Raw genomic sequence first — 474 nt, forward strand, 5'->3', positions numbered from 1 at the left:
ACCTGTTTCCCCCGTCCAGCCAAAACCTCGGCAATTTTGAGACTGGTAAAAGTCTTGCCCGTCCCGCAGGCCATGATGAGTTTGCCCCGGTCGGCATCTGCCAGTCCTTGCTGAACGGCACGCAAGGCAGACTTCTGGTGATCACGCAGCACTTTCCTCGGTTTGAGGGTAACCGTGGTATCCGGCTGGTATTGGGACCAGTCAATGGAACTGTTCTCCAGATCCGCCAGGTCAATCCTGCTGACGGGAATCAACTGTCCCTGAATGGCATCTTCGGCGTGGTGACTCCAATGCAGGCAGGTGCTGAAAACAACCCGGTGGGTAAAGATGGTTTTACCCGAAACCGCCAGAAAACTGTCGATGTCACCCTTCTGGAGTTTGTAATCTTCGGCATACAGTTTGCACTGGATGGCGTGAAACTCTCCCGTCCCGCGTACTTCAGCCACCAGATCGATCCCGCTGTCCTGACCCGTT

1 protein-coding gene is annotated in these 474 nt (G+C 55.1%); it reads right to left on the minus strand.

What is annotated here, in order from left to right; translation table 11 throughout:
* Positions 1 to 474: restriction endonuclease (locus IV91_RS16210; RefSeq protein WP_035418473.1), on the minus strand; the 474-nt coding region annotated here is incomplete at both ends.

The organism is Ferrovum myxofaciens, from assembly GCF_000735045.1.
GTDB lineage: Bacteria > Pseudomonadota > Gammaproteobacteria > Burkholderiales > Ferrovaceae > Ferrovum > Ferrovum myxofaciens.